The organism is Sulfurimonas sp. HSL-1656 (assembly GCF_039645585.1).
In the GTDB taxonomy this organism is placed as follows: domain Bacteria; phylum Campylobacterota; class Campylobacteria; order Campylobacterales; family Sulfurimonadaceae; genus Thiomicrolovo; species Thiomicrolovo subterrani.
In genome coordinates this window covers 1313709-1330404 of sequence record NZ_CP147915.1, presented here as the reverse complement: position 1 = coordinate 1330404, position 16696 = coordinate 1313709, and the positions used below count along the sequence as shown (strand labels likewise).

Here is a 16696-nt window from a genome sequence, read left to right as displayed (position 1 = left end):
TAGCGTGTTAATTTTAATTGGCAACTTTTTTCGTCAATTGCCCGAAAGGACGCAGTAGAAGGATGAGTTTTGGTAGCAGCAGGAGGTCGGCGACGATCGCCATGAACATGACGAGCACGGTCAGAAGGCCGAAGTAGATCGTCGGGATGAAGACCGAGAGCACGAGGATGACGAAACCGATCATGATGGCAGCGGAGGTGTAGCTCATCGCATAGCCGATACTTTCGTGGGAGCGGTGCATCGCGGCCACGTAGTCGCCGTCTTTGGCGAGCTCGATCCGGAAGCGGTGGATATAGTGGATAGTGTCGTCGACCGCGATCCCGATACTGATGGCGGCGATGGTGATGGTCATCATATCGAGCGGGATGTCCGACCACCCCATGACCCCGAAAACCGTCCCGACCGGCACAAGGTTGGCGATGATGGCAACGACGGCCGTCATGAAGGAGCGGAAGAGCGCCCAGAACATCAGGAACAGCAGGACGGCCATCACCCCGAGCGTGGCGATCTGCGAATTAAAGAGGCTCTGGAGCATATTGTTGTAAAGCACCATCAGGCCGGAGATATGCAGATGTTCCGGGGGGATGCCGACCTCGTTGATCAGGCCGTCGTGAAGCTCCCTGAGCAGGTCGGCACGGCGCAGGTCGGCATCGGAGTCGACGATACGCAGGGCGAAACGGGCCTGGTCGTGTTCGATGCTCACATAGGGCTTGAGAATGATGTCGGCGAATTTCGCGGGCATTTCGTTATAGAGGAGGGCCAGTTCGAAGTTGTCGAGTTCGCGGCCGTCGTTGAGGGTGCGCCCCACTTCGAGCATGGTGCCGAGGGAGAGGACCTTTCCGACGTGCGGAACGTTCTCCAGCCATTCGTGTACCCGGCGCACGACCTGCATCCGGCTGTCGGTGAACCAGTACTGGGCGCCCTGCGCCTCGGCATTGAACTCTTCGGCAAATTCGTCGAACTCGTCAAAACCGTCGGAGCTGCCGGCACTCTCGGTCACCGTCTCGGCCGCGGCGGGCTGGGGCAGGTCGATGGTGATATCCAGCGGTGTCGTCCCGCCGAGCTGCCGGTCGATGACGGACATCCCCTGGAAGATCTCCGTGGTGGGCTTGAAGTAGTTGATAAAGCTGTTCTCGACGACGAGCCGCTGCGCCCCGGTGAGGGAGAAGGCGATCAGCGCTACGGAGGCAATGAGCGTCAGGGCGCCGTGGCGTTCGGTGAAGTTCGCCAGGATCTTGGTGACGGAGAACTCTTTGTCAAAGGTCGTCTTGGGCTGTTTGCGCTTGAGCAGGACGTTGACGGCCGGGAAGAGCAGGTAAGTGATGATCAGGGAGACGCTGATCCCGATACTCATCATCCAGCCCAGTGCGATGATCGGTTTGATCCCCGAGAGCATCAGGGAGGCGAAACCGGCAATCGTCGTGATGATGGCGAAGAAAGTCGGTTTGGACATGGAGAGGGTACTCTGGAGTACCAGCTCTTTTTCGGTGGCCGAAGGTTTGGCGAGGGCGAGTTCGCGGTAGCGTACGATCAGGTGAATGATGATGGAGATCGTAATGATGAGTTGCAGGGAGATGAAGTTTGACGAGATGACGGTGATCTCGAACCCGAGCATCCCCAGCAGCCCGACCGTGATCCCGATGGAGAGGGCGGAGATCAGCACCGGCAGGGCGACCCACCGTTTCTGGCGGAAGACCGTCCAAAGCACGAGGATCAGCAGCGCCAGGACCGCCACGCCGTAGGTCTTGAGGTCGCGCTTGACGAAGGTGACCATGTCGTCGGCGATCATCGTCACACCGCCGAGGAAGAGCTCCCCGGCGGTATCGTGCGTGCGCAGGGTGTCGCGGACGGCCAGGATCATCCGGTGATCGCGTTCGCGGGCGATATCGCGGTAATCCTTGAAGGCGGCGGTCGCATCCGCAAGCTGGGTTTCGCCCTCCGCGGTAAGGCTGCCGTTGTCATCGGCCGCGCGCAGGGCGTTGAGGTGGTCGAGCAGCTCGTAGTAGCGGTCGTCGCGGACGAGGTTGACCTGCAGGGCCGTTGTCTTGAGATCCGGGCTGACGAGGTTCGAGACGTAGAGCGGATTATGCTTGAACTCCTCGCGGGCCAGCGTCAGGTTTGCATCGCCCGCCTCGATCGAGGGGATCTTCTCCAGCAGCTCTTTGACAGGTTTCGGGGGACTCTCCAGGAGCGGCACGTTCAAAATGGAGTTGACAGAGTCGACCCCTTCGATTTTCAGGAGCGCCGCAGCGAGGGTCCGTATGTCTTCGAGGGTCCGCGGGGCGAGCAGGTCGGCTTCGGGCGTGTAGGTGATAACAAGGAAGTCCTGGCCGCGGTAGCGTTTGGCAACAAGGCGGGAGTAGGCGAGGTCCTTGTCGTTTTCGAGCAGGAGGGTTTCGGCCGAGGCGTCAACACTGAGTTTGACGGCCTGCATCCCCATTACTGCCGCCGTCAGCAGCACGATGGCGATAACGAGCCACGGGTGGCGGAAAACGAAGCCGGTATAGAAGCGTTTAAGCATCAGGCTGTGGCTGGCGCAGCTTGATGAGGAGCTGCTCTATCGAACCGTTCTCGAGTTCGCCGGCGAACTGGCTGCGGTAGGACTGGATGATGCTGACGCCCAGGACGTCGACGTCGTAGATGAGCCACCCCTCTTTGGCATGGTAGAACTTGTAAAGTACCTCTTTCTTCTCGCCCTTTTCGATGATATAGCTGTTGAGATAGATGCGGTTCTTGACCTCCTGCGGTGCTTCCAGGGTGATGACCTCGTCCTTGTAGAGGTCGAGCTTGCTCATATAGAAGTCTTTGATGCGGCGTTCGAAGAGCACGACATACTCTTTGCGCTGTGCGGGGGTCGCCGCCTGCCAGCCGCTTTTGCCGAGGCTGAGTTTCGCCATCAGGAGAAAATCGAAATAGGGGTCCATCTCGGTTTCGATGGCCGTATTGCGTTCGGTTTTGCTCAGATTGTGGTCGTTGAGGATCGTCAGGACGACATCCACTTTCTGGCGCATGACGCTTCCGATCTCGTTTGCCTCCATGGCGGCTGCGGAGAGTGGCAGCAGCAGGGAGATGAGGGCAAGATAGAACAGTTTTTTCATAAGGTTACTCCGATATCAGTTTGTTGCGGTTCTGCTCGTAGGCATCGCGCATAAAGGGGTAGAAATCCAGGGCTTCCCTTCGGATCTGCAGGTACTCCTGCTTGTAGAGGGAGAACTTGTTGAAACGCTTGGCGCCGACCAGGCCCCAACCCTCGTACGTATTGCGGGGGATATTATACTTTCTCGGCTCCACGTAATAGACAGGGTTGACGTAGAAATCGAGCAGGTCACCCGTAATGTCACGCAGGTTGCTCGGACCGAAGAAGGGGAGGACGATCGGCATGCCGTTGCCGACGCCGTAATGGCCGAGGGTCTGGCCGAAGTCCTCGACATGGGGCTCCACGCCGATCTGCATGGCCGTATCGAACATCCCCGCAAAACCGAAGGTGGAGTTGATGATGAAACGTCCCGTCTCGCTCAGCGCATGGTCGAATTTAAGCTGCAGCAGGTTGTTGACCAGGCTGACGGGGTAGTAGAGGTTGTTGAAGATATTGTTGACGGAGACCCGGATCGGTTCGGGCAGGATGAAGTTGTAGGTACTGATGACCGGATCGAGGAGGTAGTCGAAAAGGACGTTGTTAAACCCGGTCATCCAGCGGTTGTACCCTTCGAGCGGGTCATAGACCGGCTCGGCGGCAACGTCGGTGAACTCCTCTTCGAAGCCCCCGATGTCAAAGCCGTCGTCGAAGACCTCGTCTTCGGGACCGGAGAGGTGTGCAAGGGGGCCGATCTGCTCCAAGGGGGCGGGTACAGCTGATCCTCCCTCCTGGGAATATAGCAGCGAAAACCCCAATATCATCGTTAAAAACAGTCTTTTCATAAATTTCACGATTGTACCTAAAATGTTTAAATATGTCACTGCAATTTGATACAGAAACGTCACGTAATACGCCCCGGAAAACAGCTTCGCTATAATAGCGCGAAATCACCGGTAGGGAAGCAAAATATGCGTATTGTGATCTTTGACATGGACGGAACGCTGATCGACTCTCAGCATGACATCACCTGCTCCATCAACCATGTCCGCGCCGTGAACCATGCGCTGCCGCCGGTAGAGAGCTGCACGGTCGTCGAGTGGATCAACCGCCCCCTGCGCAACCTCCCCAAGCTCTTTTATGGGACGGAGACCTACGAGGCACGCGACCGGGAGCTTTTCGAGGCCCACTACCACGAGCAGTGCATCCGGAACCCCGTCCTCTACCCTGGAATCAGGGAAACGGTAGAGACGCTGCACGCGGGCGGAGTACGGCTTGCCGTGGCGACAAATGCCCCGAGCAGCTTCGCGACGCGGATGATCACGCATCTCGGCCTTGCGGGGTACTTCGACCATATCGTCGGCCCGGACATCGCCGGGGCTTCGAAACCCGACCCGGCCATGCTGCGCCTGATCCTCGATGCGCTCGGATTCCGCTCAGGAGAGCACCGGGCCTGGATGGTGGGCGACAACAGCAAAGACATCGATGCGGCGCGCCGGGCCGGCATCACCGGCATCTTTTCCACCTGGGGCTTCAGCGCGGAGGGCGAGGGCGACCTCGTCATCGAATACCCTGCCGCGCTGCTTGACATCGTCTGAAATGAAGCCGTTCGTTCTGCTGCTGCTTCTGCTCGCGTCGCTGCAGGCGGCGGAGCGCACCCGTGTCATGATGGGCACCTTCGCCACCGTCTCCGTGCCGGATGACGGGGCCGGATGCATCGACAGGGCCTTCTCGGCGATGACCTTCGTTGAGAAGGCGCTCTCATCCTACGACCCGGCCGCGGAGGTTTACCGTCTTAACCGCGACAAAACGCTGGCGATCTCGCCCGCGCTCTACGACGCGCTGCAGAGCGCGGTGCGCTACTACGTTCAGAGCAGCGGTTATTTCGATATCACCATCGGGGCGCTTAGCCGCGGGGCCTACCGCTTCGGCGAGGAGGAGCGGCTGCCCGGCAGGGCGGAAGTCGCCGGCCTTCCGATCGGACTGGAACTGCTGGAGTTCAATGCGACGACCGCGATGCTCGCCCCAGGTGCGATGCTCGATTTCGGCGGTTTCGGCAAGGGGGTGGGAGTCGATGCCGCTGTCGCGTCGCTGCGGCAGTGCGGGGTGCGAGAGGGCACCGTGGCGCTCAGCGGGGATATCCGCTGCATCGGCCGCTGCCTCCTGGCGATCCAGGACCCCTTTTCAGAAAAGGTGCTGATGACCTTCGAGAGCGTGGCCCCGGAAACGGGAATGAGTACGAGCGGCGATTACCGGCGCTTTATCGGGGACAAAAGCCATAACCACCTGATCGACCCCAAAACGCGCACTCCCGAGCGCAGCTTCGCCTCGATCACCCTTGTCGGTACCGTCCGAAGCGGGGACCTCGACGCCTGGACGACTGCGGCGGCCGTGATGCCGGCGGAGAAGACCGTCGCCTTTTTACGGACGCTGCCCGTGGGCTATGTCCTGATCTACAATGACGGTACAATGGTCAAAAGCGACAACCTGTCGCACTACCTCAGGGCACTGGAGGCGGAGCATGAAGACGATTGAGAAGATGCTGCATCCGGATGAGGATATCCTGGTGGCCGCGGAGATTTCAAAGACCTTTTATAACGGCATCCTCTCCCTGTACGGGCTGGGGGCGCTGCTGCTGTTCATCGGCTACGAGTACGAGATCGGGGTGATCGGGCTGGTGCTGATCCTCCGCACGTTTTACATGCACCTGCAGGAGATCCGGGAAAAGAAACACTATCACTGCGTCCTGACCCCCAAACGTCTTATCATTCACAAGGGGTTCAAAAACCGTGAGATCATCCCGATCAACCTCGAAGAGATCCGGACCATCTATATCAAACCCTACAACGAACGGTTCAAAAACCGCATCGACGTGGGAACGCTGGAGGTGCTGACGACCTCGGGCGGCCGCTACGTCATCAGCCATATCAAAGCCCCTTTTGCCTACCACCGCGCCATTATCGGGGATGTCGTCGCGGCGACAAGCTATGCCAAAAAGCGTAGTACAGCAGCTGAAGCATGAGCAGGGTGCCCAGCAGGCTGAGGGTGATGTAGGCGGCGAACTTCACCCAGACCAATGAGACAGCGCCCGAGGCAATAAAGTAGCCGCCGGCGATGTCGAGCAGGGCGGCGGCGAAAAGGGCGAGTGCAAGGTAAAGGGTGCGCCGTTTGGCCCGCGCGGGCGCAAAGAGCATAAAATGCGCACCCACCATGATGAAAAGCCCCATTGCGCCCAGGTGCGGGACGGCACTCTCCAGGAGGCCGTAGGGGCTTTTGCCCGGGACCGTTTCACTGCCCAGGTAGTAAAGCTCGATCCCCTGCAGGGAGAAGCCGATCTTGCTGGCAAAGAGCGCAGCGGCGGACGCCAGCAGCAGCAGGCCGAAGAGGGCGAAATAGGCGATGGCGAATCGGTAGGCGCGCTGCATCAGGGCTTCTTGAGGACGTTCAGGTAGAGCAACGAGGCGAAGGCCATGAAAAGCGCCGCGCCGTGCCAGGTCCAGAAAGCCCCCAGCCACGGCAGCAGGTAGGCGTCCCCCCTGTAATAGGCCAGTGCGAACAAAACGACGTCCGCAAGGGCGGCGACCATCGCAAGGTTGATCACGACCGCGGCGATGCGTTTGAGCGGGCAGAGGCGCGCATAGACGGCGGAGAGGGTCAGCAGGGTCATCATCATAAAGAAGATGTCGCTGTGCAGGAGCTCGAGCACGAAGTGTTCGCTGACGGGGTCGATGAACTCCGCTTCGTTACCGTAAAGGGTGTTAGAGAGGCGCTCGCGGTCGAGGCCGATATGGTCGCGTTTGAGAAAGGCGTCGGCGACGAGGAAGCTCCCCGCAAAGAGGAGCAGGCCGTTGAGCAGCGGACGCATCAGCGCATCGCTGCGCAGGTCCTTGACGAGGGTGAAGCGCATCAGTGCTTCCTGATGACGGTTTCAAAGAGTGCGAGCGCAAGGCGGGCGCCGTCGGTGACGTTGCGTGCGCTCAGCGTCGCGCCGCTGACGGTCGGGATGTCTTTGCCGACGCGCAGCGTCGCATTGGCGTCCTTGCCTTTGAACTGCTCGAGGTAGGTGTGCTGCGGCATGTACTCCGGCGGTTCGTTAAAGGCGACGATTTCAATGGCGCGGATCGTGCCTTCGGGGGCGATCATGTAGAGCACCGTGGCATCTTTCTGGCGGACCTGGCGTGTGATAAGCACCCCGTACCCCACGTCCTTGCCGTCGATTGCTGCGGTATAAAAACGGTAGATCTTCGTCTCGAGCTTGAGTTTGGCAAGCTTGGTGACGGCGGCGGCCTGTCCGCTGTTGATCAGTTTGTTTTTCTTCGTCACTTCACTCTGGGCTCCGAAGGCGTGCTGCATCGCTTCGATGGGTGAAATAAGCGGCGCGGCTTCTGCAGCGGCACCGAGTAAAAAGACGGTCATTATCAGATTTTTCAGCATGGATCTCTCTTGTAAACGGATTATCAAACCCCTGGGGTCAGGGGGCTTGATGATCGGTTCGGCAAAAAATTATAACACACGACGGCAACGGCGGGCCCGGGATGCAGGAGGGGGAAAACCTGCATGCCGGGCTGTTCCGCCAAAGCCGTTTTAGAAAACAAAGCCCATCGCGACACTGATGACATTGTAGTCCTCAAGGGCGCTGTCGTGGTAGTCGGTCATGGCGTAGTCGGCTTTCAGGACGACCTGCTCGTGTGGGAAGAAGTTCAGGCCGACGGTCGTGTTGGTCTGCTCGAGGTCGGGGCGTGTGCCGCCGGCGACGGAGGAGACGGGGTCGTAGTTCTCATACTGGACAAAGACCGGAAGGCGGTAGCGCGTGGAAAGCGTCGCGAGCACGTCGTATTCCGCATTGACATAGTACCCTTCCGCACCGTCCGCCGCTTCGGCCCAGATCTTCTCCGCATCGGAGACGCTGGTGGCGGTGTAGAGCCCCTTGAGCTTGAAGCCCGCCTTTTCATACTGGCCGTAGACGTCGTACATAAAGGCGTTTACACCGCTGGGGCGCCCCTGTGTCGCGGCACCGTAATAGGCGGAGGTCCCCAGGAGCAGGCCGCTGATGCCGCTGTAGTCCACGCGGCCGACGAAGGCGACGCGCTGCATCGGGCCGTTCTCCTCCGAACCGATACGGCCGCTGCGGATCCACTTTTTATTGACGGAACCGGGCATATTGTTATCGTTGTTCAGCGCCAGGGCATTGATGATCCCGGCCGTGTAGCTCAGACCGATGTCGCTGAAGCTGCCGTAGGCGAGGATACCGGTCTCATGCCAGGTGGACGGGATCAGGTATTTTTCGACATCCGGGCGCTGCACCGTATTGAAGAGCGTCGGTTCATGACGCTGGTTGATGAGCCCCATCGGTACCAGCAAGTTACCGACCTGGATGTTGAACGCCTCATAAAGCAGGAAGTCGAGGTACATGAACTCGATCGCGACCTCTTCGCCGCCGTGTTCGAACTCGAGTTCGGTGTTGAGGACGATATTGTCGCTGAACTTGTACCCGATGTAGGGAACGAAGCGGTAGACGTCCGTATAGGCGTCACCGGCCGCACCGTCATTGTCCGGGGAGGACCAGAACATTTCGCCGTACCCGCCGATGGAGAGCGGAGACTTGGAGTAGTAGACCTTGGAGGCCGCCGGCCCCATGCCGTTGACGGAGGTGTTGGTGTCGACCGTCGTATAGTTGAACCCGGTCTTCAGATTCGACGTCTCGTCGATCAGGGCATCCGTCTTTTCCTGAAGTTCGGCGATCTGTGCTTTGAGATCGTCGAGTTCGTTTGCATAGAGTGCCGTGCCTGCCAGGAGGGCGGCTGCCAGTGAGAGTGCAATGTGCTTCATCAAGTTATCCTTATGAGGTGGTGATTGATTCCATGATTTCAAGAATCATTCCCAAAATTATGGGTGAAGTATAGGCGATTTTTCCTCTAAATGTCAATAGATATGACAATCATTATCAAAAATGAAGGACGAAAAACATTTTTGTCACGTTTGGTAACTTTTTGAGAGTGAGTCTCAATTAATGGGAGGAATGCCCGAAGTGATTGGCTGGGTCTCGGTTGTCTTTTCGGCCTCGTCGTCAGTGCCGCTGTCAAGCTTTTTGAGGTAGTGGACCGGGAAATCGAGGGTGCGCTTGAGGATGTTGAACGGGCTGACGATGATATCCTTGGCGATCGTATTTTCCACCTTCGGGTCACTCAGCGGGCCCGAGACGTTCAGCGTCGTCAGGACGGATTGGTCGTCACCGACAAGGATGTAGCCGACCAGCGGGATCTTCCGGATGTTTTCCGCGGCCCGCGTTTTGACGGAGAGCTGCATCTTGATGCGCTCCGTATTGTAGTCGATGGTGCCCTGGCCGGCGAAATCGAGCTCTTTGCTGTCGATCTTGATGTTTGAGATCGAGAGCACTTTCTCATGGAACGCGAGTTCGGTATAGGCGGAGCGCACCTTGATCCCGTTGGTCTCATAGGACGGGAGCGAGAAGGTGACCAGGGCGGGGACGGTATTGATAAAGGCGAAGAGATTGTTGAAAAGCACGTAGTCGCGTACGGTCGTATCGTTGATCTTGGCCAGACCCTTGAAATCATCCTTTTCCCCTATGAGGTAAAAGTCCAGTGTGCCGCCTTTGACTTTGGTGAGGTTGAAAAAATGGTTCATGAAGTCGTCGTCGAGCCGGTACCCGAAGAGGTAGAACGTTTCGCCCTTTACCTCGAGCTTGGCGCCCCCGTCGGCTTTGTAGAGCTGCCCCTGGATATGGTTGTTGCTGTAGTCGATGGTGATGCGGTCGGCTTTGGCCCTGCGGTCGCCCGGGAAGAGGATCGCCGTATTGTTGGCGTCGATGTGGATCGTGGTGTTCGATTCGCTGGTATTCTCGTCGCTGCTGAAATGGTGCTCGCGGTAGAAACGGGTCAGTTCGGGCTGGCTAAAAGCGACGCCGTTCGAGCGGATGCGGATCGTATCGCTGCGCTCCACCGTGATGCGGTCGTTGATCGTCGATGCAAGCGAACCGTTCTGCTCGATCTGACCTTTGAAACTGTAGATGTTGACCGGTTTGCCGTCGAAAGCCGTCAGGGCGTAGGGGTAGTCGACGGTGCCTTCGAAGCTGACGGGATAGCCGCCGCTCTCTGACCAGGCGGAGATGGTACTGTCGGTCAGATTGTAGTCGCGCAGCAGCGGGGAGTGGCGCGTGAATGCATCGAGGGAGAAAAAGTGCAGGCGCCATCCGTGCCCGAGCGTGGAGTAGACCATATTGATCGATGGGATGACGATGTCGTACTCATCATCGATGGGGACGATATAGACGCTGAACTGCTCCATCCCCTGCAGCAGTCTGCCGAGTCCTTCGTCTTCCAGCCGGAATTTCGACACGTTGAGTTCGGTCGCCATGGTAGCCGGCTCGAAAATCCCTTCCACGGAACCGGTCAGCTGGTGTTCGATCGAGACGACGGCCGGTGAGAGCCTGAAGATCCCGTGCTGGCGCGACAGGGTAAAGGGGGAGATGGAAACCGGCGTTTCATCCAGCGTCCAGTGTGTTTCTGCGCTGCTCGTCACCGTGATGTTCTGGTCGGCGCGGATATGAAAGCGGGCGTGTGCCTGCGTGGCCTTCAGTGTCCCGGCCCGGAGCGACAGCAGGTCCACGAGCAGAGACGCCGAGGGATCGGCAAGGGAGATCTCGCCTTCGACGGTCGCCCGTGCTGCCTTGTCGACAGCGACGGCCGTCTTGGGAAGGGTCATCAGGAGCTTTTTCAGATCGAACGGTGCGGTAAAGGCATCGGCGGAGAGATTGTGCTCCATATAGTGCCAGCGGGAGGCGTCGAACCGGATGGTGTCGCCCTTGGGGTCGAAGCGGTATTCGAAATGCAGCGGCACGGTGGCCGGGTCGAGGGTAATGGGGGCGGCGCCGACCGGGTAACGTACTTCGCCGATATTGAACCGCAGGGCACCGTTGTGTTTTGCCGGGTTGAAGGTACCGCTGACGCGCCCCGTCACGTTGTCCTCAAAAAGCGCCGCCTCGACGGAGCGCAGGGTGACCTCGGAGCCTTTGAGATCGACCGCGGCACGGGAAACGGCAATGGGGAGACCGGAGAGATCGATGCGGCTTTTGGCCGTGTTGAACTGCGCCTGCGCCGTGGTGTGGGAATCGCCGAGGTTGACGGTCAGGGTCAGGTTCGTATCGGTGAGCCCTTCGGTCTGGGTAAAGGGGAGGTCGATGCCGTACGAAGCGGTCAGGCGCTGCAGCGGGGGGATGAACTGCGCCGTAGTGAGGATAGAGAGCCGCAGCTGCGGCGCATGGGCGCCGAAATCGATGTCGATACGGGTATCGCCGCCGGGCTGGCCGTAGAAGGTGGCATGCTCCGGACGGATCTCCAGGGTTTTGCGCTCGAAACGGACGGTCACGTTCGGGGCGAGGGCGGGTTCAAAATCCTCCGGGACATTGGCAAACCGGTAACGGGCATTCTGAAACGTCAGGTGGCCAAACAGATTGTCGAAGGCTTTGGCCGGTTCGGCATAGGGGAGGGTCGTCTGCAGGGTGTGCAGCATCACCGGTCCGCCCTGGGCCCGCGCGACGATCCAGGATTCGATTTTGTCGGAGAGGTGAAGCGGTTTGACGATCGGCGCGACGCTCGCAAACGGTTCGGTCGAGAAGGTGTTCAGTGTCAGGGCATCCCGCGTCGCGTGCAGCCCCAGGCGGAGGTGGATGTCCGCAGCGATATCGACGGCGCCGCCCAGGTAGAACTCGCTCTGTTCCGGCTGCAGGACCCCCTCGAGCCGGAACGTCCCGTTGAAATCGTGCGTATCCCCGTAGCACGTTACCTTATAGGCATCCGAAAACCGGACGGGGGAGAGGGTCAGCGCCAGGTGCCCCCGCTGCGGCGAGGCCAGGAGGAGCTGGCTGCGGCGGCGCGGATCGAAGAGGACCGATCCGTTCATGTCGTTGCCGATCCGGATACGGTCGATACGCAGGCTGCCGATCCAGAGATCATCCATGTGGCGCAGGGCGGCGGCAACGCGCCGCTGAAGGTCCAGAAGGCTTGTGGGTTCCTCCGGAGCATCGGAAGGGGCGAGGGCGATCGTCCCGATCTCGACGCGAAGGGCATTGTCCCACTTGAGGTATAATTGCTCCGCATAAAGGCGGCCGAGTTTCAGCTTGCCCAGATGGATTCCGCTTGAGAGGGTGAGGTAGAGAACGGTAATGACGACCAGACAGAAGGCAATGACGGAGATGATCGTCAAATGGGTTTGTGCAATCGCTCTGCTGATGGCGTTGTCGTTCATCTATTACCTGAATATGGGGCTCACGACATCGAAGGTGCTCTATATTCCCCAGGGATCAATTCGCAAGATTATAACACACCTCGAAACCGCCAACCCGCAGCTCAACCGTCTGGACGCCTTTTTGATGCGTTTCATCGGGCGACCGCAGCACGGCTGGATCGACCTTGGCAGTACGGCGATGACCCACGGCGACTTCCTTTACCGCATCACGACCTCCAAGGCGGCGATGAAGCCGGTCACCCTCGTTCCCGGGGAGACGACCCATGTCTTTTTTACACAGCTCGCCGAGAGCCACGGGCTTGATCCGCAGCGGCTGATGGCAGCGTTCCGGGAGCAGAGCCCCTATCATGAGGGTGCGCTGGTTCCCGATACCTACCAGCTCCCCATCGGCATTACCGAATCCGACGCGGTCCGCCTGCTGCTGCACTACGCCGAGACGAAACAGCGCGCCTGGTCGGAGAAGATCTTCGGCCTCTACAATGAACGCAAATGGTACCACTATATTGTTATTGCCTCCGTCATCCAGAAAGAGGCGGCAGACAACGCGGAGATGCCGCTGGTCTCCTCTGTGATCGCCAACCGTCTGGCCAAGGGGATGAAGCTGCAGATGGACGGTACGCTCAATTACGGCCGTTACTCCCACGAGCGGATCACCGCCGCCCGGATCCGCACGGACAAAAGCGAATACAACACCTATCTGCACAACGGACTGCCCGCCGCACCGGTCTGCAACGTGGGCTTTGAAGCGATCAGGGCGGCGATCTTCCCGGCCAAAACGGAGTACCTCTATTTTACGAAAGGTGCGGACGGTAAGCACCGCTTTACACGTTACTATTCTACACACTTACGTAATATTAACCGTGTTACTAAATGATACAGTAATCCAAATATTCCTCCCCGTTCATTCTTGATTTGGCATGAAACACGATTGAAGTGATATGATGACCCTGTAATTTTCAATCGGCGGTTCTAAATTATATTTAGTAATGCCGATCAACTTCACACTTCGAGGATATAGAATGTCTAAAATCATTTGGTCGAAAATTGACGAAGCTCCGGCTTTGGCTACATACTCGTTCTTTCCGATTGCTTCCAAATTCTGCGCTGAGGGCGGCGTTGAACTGGAACAAAGCGATATCTCACTTGCAGGTCGTGTCCTTGCCGCGATGGGTAAAGGTGAAGATGAACTGTCAAAACTGGGCGAGCTTGTCCTGAAGCCTGAAGGTAACATCATCAAGCTGCCGAACATCTCTGCATCCGTCGGTCAGCTCAAAGACTGTATTGCCGAACTTCAGAGCCAGGGTTACGATATCCCGAACTACCCTGAAAATCCGGCGAACGATGAAGAAAAAGCGCTCCAGGCAACGTACAGCACCTGCCTCGGTTCTGCGGTCAACCCGGTTCTCCGCGAAGGAAACTCCGACCGCCGTGCAGCGAAAGCGGTCAAGAACTATGCGCAGAAAAACCCGCACCGCCTCAAAGCGTACTCTGACAACTCCAAAGCGTATGTAGCGCACATGGCCGGTAACGGCGACTTCTACGGCAACGAGAAGTCCGTCACGATGGACAAAGCACAGAAAGTGACGATCGCACTCAACGGCAATACGCTCAAGACAATCGACGCCCTCGAGGGTGAAGTTCTTGACGGTACGTTTATGTCTGTCAGCGCGCTGCGTGCTTTCTACAAACAGACGATCGAAGACGCGAAAGCGAAAGGCGTCATCTGGTCGGTCCACCTCAAAGCGACGATGATGAAGATCTCCGACCCGATCATGTTCGGTCACGGTTTCGAAATCTTCTTCGAAGACGTCTTCGCGAAATATGCGGATACCTTCAAAGAGGTCGGTGTCAACCCGAACCTCGGTATGTCCGATCTCGAGAAGAAGATCAAAGGGCATGCGAAAGAGGCCGAGATCAAAGCGGCTTTCAAAGCAGTCGTCGATTCCGACAGCCCGAAAATCGCGATGGTCGACTCTGACAAAGGGACGACAAACTTCAATGCACCGAACGACATCATCATCGATGCTTCCATGCCGGTCGTCGTCCGCGAAGGCGGTAAGCAGTGGGATCGCAACGGTGACGCGCTCGAGTGTGTCGCGGTCATCCCGGACTCTACTTACGGTCTGTTCCACGAAGAGATGGTCGCCGACTGTGTGAAAAACGGTCAGTTCGACGTCACGACAATGGGGACGATGCAGAACATCGGTCTCATGGCGCAGAAAGCGGAAGAGTACGGCTCCCACCCGACGACATTCGAACTCGCCGAAGCGGGTACCGTAACGGTCACGGCAGAAGACGGTACGGTTCTGATGAGCTTCGAGTGTGAAGCGGGTGATATCTGGCGTATGTCACGTGCGAAAGATATCCCGATCAAAGACTGGATCCGCCTCGCATTCGAACGCGGCCAGATCGAGCAGATCCCGGTTGTCTTCTGGCTGGACGAAAACCGTGCACACGATGCGCAGATGATCGCGAAGGTCAAAAAATACATGCCGGAGTTCAATACGGACGGTCTGGAGATCCACTTTATGGACATCACGGCTGCGACGCGCTTCACGAACGAGCGCATCCGTGCCGGAAAAGACACGATCGCTGTTACCGGTAACGTACTGCGTGACCACCTCACCGACATGTACCCGATCCTCGAGCTCGGCACATCGGCAAAAATGCTCTCCATCGTTCCGCTGCTCGCGGGCGGCGGCCTGTTTGAGACGGGTGCCGGCGGTTCCGCGCCGAAGCACGTCGACCAGTTCCTGGCAGAGGGTCACCTCCGCTGGGACTCCCTGGGTGAATTCCTCGCCCTGGCGGAGTCACTGCGCATGATCGAGCAGAAGAACCCGAACGCGAAGCTGGCGGCCGTGACCGCTGCGCTTGACGTGGCGAACCAGGAGTACCTTGACAACAACAAGGCACCGGGCCGCAAAGCGGGCGAGCCGGACAACAAAGCGTCCCACTTCTACGTGGCACAGTACTGGGCAACGGCACTGGCTGACTCTCTGGATGCTGAACTGCAGGCGAAGTTTACGCCGGTAGCGAAAGCGCTCAAAGAGAACGAAGCGAAGATCATGGAAGAGCTGATGGCTGCCGAAGGCAAAGCGCAGGATATCGGCGGTTACTACCACCCCGATGATGCGAAAGCGGAAGCGGCAATGCGCCCGTCTGCAACGCTCAACGCGATTATCGACGCTCTCTAAGCGGAAAACATGTGTTCCGATTCGGAACACGGTAGAAGGGTAGGTGTTACCTTTCTACCATTCTAACGGGTTCACTCAGTGGACTTAATCTTATTTTACTTATAATGTACAATCTTCTGCCATGTATGCATAATGGTGTGTGTTCGCACATATTGCTTATGTGTATAGCGGTGCAGAAGAGCCAATTAATCGAAAAGGACTTCAACAATGAATCAGGGTAAACGTGTTGGAATCGTCGGCGCCGGAAACGTAGGTGCCACCGTCGCATACTCACTGGCGATGCTCGGTTCGTGCCATGAAATCATTCTGCGCGACAACAAGATCGAAGTTGCGAAAGGGAAGGCACTCGATATGTCACAGGCAGCGGCAGCGGTCCGCAGCCACACGGTTGTCAGCGTCGCCGAGAGCATGGAAGAGCTCACGGACTGTGACGTCGTCGTTGTGACGGCGGGCAGCCCGCGTCTGCCGGGTATGAGCCGCGACGACCTGCTGATGATCAACGCCAACATCACCAAAGAGGTTGTAAGCGGCATCGCGAAATACTCTCCGAACGCGATCATCATCATGGTCTCAAACCCGCTTGACGCGATGACCTATGTCGCCCTCAAAGAGAGCGGGTTCGACCGCAGCCGCGTCCTGGGTATGGCCGGTATCCTCGACAGCTCCCGTATGGCGGCATTCATCCAGGAAAAACTGGGCTACGGCGGCGGACAGATCCGCGCTTCCGTCATGGGCGGCCACGGGGATGACATGGTACCGCTTCCGCGCTACTCCACCGTTGCGGGCGTTCCGCTCTTCGACCTCCTCACCGAGGATGAGATCGACGAGATCGTCGACCGCACGCGCCACGGCGGTGCCGAGATTGTCGGCTACCTCAAGACCGGTTCGGCGTATTACGCCCCGGCGAAATCCACGGCGATCATGGTCGAAGCGATTCTGAAAGACACGAAGCAGATCCACCCGTGTGCCGTCTACCTCGAGGGCGAGTACGGCTACGACGACGTTGTTTCCGGCGTCCCGGTCATGATCGGTGCCAACGGGGCGGAGAAGATCATCGAAGTAACACTCAATGAAAAAGAGAAAGAGATGTTCGCCCGCTCGTGCAGCTCGGTCCAGACCCTGATCGACACGCTGAACGAAAATAAATTCTTTGAGGAGGCCTAAT

General features: G+C 58.2%; 14 protein-coding genes. 6 read left to right on the top strand and 8 right to left on the bottom strand.

The window, feature by feature from the left end; translation table 11 throughout:
• Positions 1-13: 13 nt before the first annotated feature.
• The 3 genes from WCX49_RS06855 to WCX49_RS06845 are packed head-to-tail and all read right to left on the bottom strand — an operon-like array spanning position 14 to position 3918.
• The gene (locus tag WCX49_RS06855; RefSeq protein ID WP_345984351.1) at positions 14-2521 is read right to left on the bottom strand and encodes an MMPL family transporter; all 2508 of its coding nucleotides are present in this window, start codon (positions 2519-2521) and stop codon (positions 14-16) included.
• Complete coding sequence (locus WCX49_RS06850) at positions 2514-3098, bottom strand: ABC transporter substrate-binding protein (protein ID WP_345984350.1); 585 nt, start codon at positions 3096-3098, stop codon at positions 2514-2516. The genes WCX49_RS06855 and WCX49_RS06850 overlap by 8 nt, the downstream gene beginning before the upstream one ends.
• Before the next feature lie 4 nt (positions 3099-3102).
• Positions 3103-3918, bottom strand: a complete 816-nt coding sequence (locus WCX49_RS06845) for a VacJ family lipoprotein (protein ID WP_345984349.1) — start codon at positions 3916-3918, stop codon at positions 3103-3105.
• Between the two features lie 126 nt (positions 3919-4044).
• Here WCX49_RS06845 and WCX49_RS06840 point away from each other — a divergent pair, with 126 nt between their 5' ends.
• The 3 genes from WCX49_RS06840 to WCX49_RS06830 are packed head-to-tail and all read left to right on the top strand — an operon-like array spanning position 4045 to position 6095.
• Positions 4045-4671, top strand: coding sequence for an HAD family hydrolase (locus WCX49_RS06840; RefSeq protein ID WP_345984348.1), 627 nt, complete (start codon positions 4045-4047; stop codon positions 4669-4671).
• 1 nt (position 4672) lies between these two features.
• On the top strand, positions 4673-5608 hold the full coding sequence (locus tag WCX49_RS06835) for an FAD:protein FMN transferase (protein ID WP_345984347.1): 936 nt from the start codon (positions 4673-4675) through the stop codon (positions 5606-5608).
• The gene (locus WCX49_RS06830; protein WP_345984346.1) at positions 5595-6095 is read left to right on the top strand and encodes a hypothetical protein; all 501 of its coding nucleotides are present in this window, start codon (positions 5595-5597) and stop codon (positions 6093-6095) included. The genes WCX49_RS06835 and WCX49_RS06830 overlap by 14 nt, the downstream gene beginning before the upstream one ends.
• Here WCX49_RS06830 and WCX49_RS06825 read toward each other — a convergent pair.
• The 5 genes from WCX49_RS06825 to WCX49_RS06805 all read right to left on the bottom strand — a co-directional run bounded on the left by WCX49_RS06825 (position 6031) and on the right by WCX49_RS06805 (position 12295).
• On the bottom strand, positions 6031-6498 hold the full coding sequence (locus WCX49_RS06825; protein ID WP_345984345.1) for a hypothetical protein: 468 nt from the start codon (positions 6496-6498) through the stop codon (positions 6031-6033). The two genes, WCX49_RS06830 and WCX49_RS06825, sit on opposite strands and share 65 nt — an antisense overlap.
• A complete protein-coding gene (locus WCX49_RS06820; protein WP_345984344.1) occupies positions 6498-6980 on the bottom strand; it encodes a hypothetical protein in 483 nt (160 codons plus the stop codon). Before WCX49_RS06820 ends, WCX49_RS06825 begins: the two co-directional genes overlap by 1 nt.
• On the bottom strand, positions 6980-7489 hold the full coding sequence (locus tag WCX49_RS06815; protein ID WP_345984343.1) for an FMN-binding protein: 510 nt from the start codon (positions 7487-7489) through the stop codon (positions 6980-6982). The genes WCX49_RS06820 and WCX49_RS06815 overlap by 1 nt, the downstream gene beginning before the upstream one ends.
• Before the next feature lie 168 nt (positions 7490-7657).
• On the bottom strand, positions 7658-8902 hold the full coding sequence (locus WCX49_RS06810; protein WP_345984342.1) for a porin: 1245 nt from the start codon (positions 8900-8902) through the stop codon (positions 7658-7660).
• Positions 8903-9076: 174 nt separating this feature from the next.
• Positions 9077-12295 carry an AsmA-like C-terminal domain-containing protein gene (locus WCX49_RS06805; RefSeq protein WP_345984341.1) on the bottom strand — a complete coding sequence of 1073 codons (3219 nt, stop codon included), beginning with the start codon at positions 12293-12295 and terminating at the stop codon, positions 9077-9079.
• Between WCX49_RS06805 and mltG the strand changes: the two genes are divergently transcribed.
• From mltG to mdh, 3 genes are all read left to right on the top strand, one after another.
• On the top strand, positions 12255-13211 hold the full coding sequence (gene mltG, locus WCX49_RS06800) for an endolytic transglycosylase MltG (RefSeq protein WP_345984340.1): 957 nt from the start codon (positions 12255-12257) through the stop codon (positions 13209-13211). The two genes, WCX49_RS06805 and mltG, sit on opposite strands and share 41 nt — an antisense overlap.
• Positions 13212-13356: 145 nt before the next feature.
• Positions 13357-15531, top strand: a complete 2175-nt coding sequence (locus tag WCX49_RS06795; RefSeq protein ID WP_345984339.1) for an NADP-dependent isocitrate dehydrogenase — start codon at positions 13357-13359, stop codon at positions 15529-15531.
• A 207-nt stretch (positions 15532-15738) separates the two neighbouring features.
• A complete protein-coding gene (gene mdh / locus WCX49_RS06790) occupies positions 15739-16695 on the top strand; it encodes a malate dehydrogenase (RefSeq protein WP_345984338.1) in 957 nt (318 codons plus the stop codon).
• Position 16696 lies beyond the last annotated feature (1 nt).

Coding starts and splice junctions, on each gene's coding strand:
- WCX49_RS06825 (WP_345984345.1), bottom strand. CDS start 6,498: ATGCAGCGCGCCTACCGATTCGCCATCGCCTATTTCGCCCTCTTCGGC.
- mltG (WP_345984340.1), top strand. CDS start 12,255: ATGACGACCAGACAGAAGGCAATGACGGAGATGATCGTCAAATGGGTT.
- WCX49_RS06850 (WP_345984350.1), bottom strand. CDS start 3,098: ATGAAAAAACTGTTCTATCTTGCCCTCATCTCCCTGCTGCTGCCACTC.
- WCX49_RS06855 (WP_345984351.1), bottom strand. CDS start 2,521: ATGCTTAAACGCTTCTATACCGGCTTCGTTTTCCGCCACCCGTGGCTC.
- WCX49_RS06815 (WP_345984343.1), bottom strand. CDS start 7,489: ATGACCGTCTTTTTACTCGGTGCCGCTGCAGAAGCCGCGCCGCTTATT.
- WCX49_RS06810 (WP_345984342.1), bottom strand. CDS start 8,902: ATGAAGCACATTGCACTCTCACTGGCAGCCGCCCTCCTGGCAGGCACG.
- WCX49_RS06830 (WP_345984346.1), top strand. CDS start 5,595: ATGAAGACGATTGAGAAGATGCTGCATCCGGATGAGGATATCCTGGTG.
- WCX49_RS06835 (WP_345984347.1), top strand. CDS start 4,673: ATGAAGCCGTTCGTTCTGCTGCTGCTTCTGCTCGCGTCGCTGCAGGCG.
- WCX49_RS06845 (WP_345984349.1), bottom strand. CDS start 3,918: ATGAAAAGACTGTTTTTAACGATGATATTGGGGTTTTCGCTGCTATAT.
- WCX49_RS06840 (WP_345984348.1), top strand. CDS start 4,045: ATGCGTATTGTGATCTTTGACATGGACGGAACGCTGATCGACTCTCAG.
- WCX49_RS06820 (WP_345984344.1), bottom strand. CDS start 6,980: ATGCGCTTCACCCTCGTCAAGGACCTGCGCAGCGATGCGCTGATGCGT.
- WCX49_RS06795 (WP_345984339.1), top strand. CDS start 13,357: ATGTCTAAAATCATTTGGTCGAAAATTGACGAAGCTCCGGCTTTGGCT.
- mdh (WP_345984338.1), top strand. CDS start 15,739: ATGAATCAGGGTAAACGTGTTGGAATCGTCGGCGCCGGAAACGTAGGT.